Source organism: Pseudomonas sp. NPDC088885 (assembly GCF_044750025.1).
In the GTDB taxonomy this organism is placed as follows: Bacteria; Pseudomonadota; Gammaproteobacteria; order Pseudomonadales; family Pseudomonadaceae; genus Aquipseudomonas; species Aquipseudomonas rustica.
Window position 1 is genome coordinate 1 of the sequence record NZ_JBIVJB010000259.1, and the last position, 1,168, is coordinate 1,168.

At 59.2% G+C, this 1,168-nt stretch carries 1 protein-coding gene; it reads left to right on the top strand.

What is annotated here, in order from left to right; translation table 11 throughout:
- Positions 1-1,168: polyribonucleotide nucleotidyltransferase (locus ACIP1X_RS29075; protein WP_400756001.1), on the top strand; the 1,168-nt coding region annotated here is incomplete at both ends.

Sequence of the window (1,168 nt, forward strand, 5' to 3'; positions counted from 1 at the left end):
CCTGGCTGGGCGAAACACCAGATATCGGTCGAGTCGTAACGATAGATTCGCAATCGACTGAATTCGACATCCCTGGCGGTTTCTTCAAGCGTGAAGGCCGTCCTTCCGAGAAAGAAACCCTGACTTCCCGACTGATCGACCGTCCGATCCGTCCGCTGTTCCCAGAAGGCTTCATGAACGAAGTGCAGGTTGTCTGCACCGTCGTTTCCACCAGCAAGAAGACCGATCCGGACATCGCTGCGATGATCGGTACCTCGGCTGCCCTGGCCATCTCGGGCATCCCGTTCGACGGCCCGATCGGCGCCGCTCGCGTTGCTTTCCACGAAAGCACCGGCTACCTGCTGAACCCGACTTACGAGCAGCAAGCTGCTTCGAGCCTGGACATGGTCGTTGCCGGTACTTCGGACGCCGTGCTGATGGTTGAATCGGAAGCCAAAGAGCTGACCGAAGACCAGATGCTGGGCGCGGTACTGTTTGCTCACGACGAATTCCAGGTTGTGATCAACGCTGTCAAGGAACTGGCCGCTGAAGCTGCCAAGCCAACCTGGAACTGGGCTCCGGCTCCAGAAGCCACCGAACTGCTGGGCGCTATCCGTGCCGAGTTCGGCGACGCGATCTCCCAGGCTTACACCATCACCATCAAGGCCGACCGTTACGCTCGCCTGGGTGAGTTGAAGGATCAGGTGGTTGCCAAGCTGTCCGGTGAAGAAGGCCAGCCTTCGTCCAGCGAAGTCAAAGCTGCCTTCGGCGAAATCGAATACCGCACCGTTCGCGAAAACATCGTCAACGGCAAGCCACGTATCGACGGTCGCGACACCAAAACCGTACGTCCGCTGAACATCGAAGTCGGCGTTCTGCCGAAGACTCACGGTTCGGCGCTGTTCACCCGTGGTGAAACCCAGGCTCTGGTAGTCGCGACTCTGGGTACTGCCCGTGACGCACAACTGCTGGACACCCTGGAAGGCGAGAAAAAAGACCCGTTCATGCTGCACTACAACTTCCCTCCGTTCTCGGTAGGTGAGTGTGGTCGCATGGGTGGTGCTGGTCGTCGTGAAATCGGTCACGGCCGTCTGGCCCGTCGTTCGGTTTCGGCCATGCTGCCAGCCGCTGACGTGTTCCCGTACACCATCCGCGTGGTTTCGGAAATCACCGAATCCAACGGTTCGAG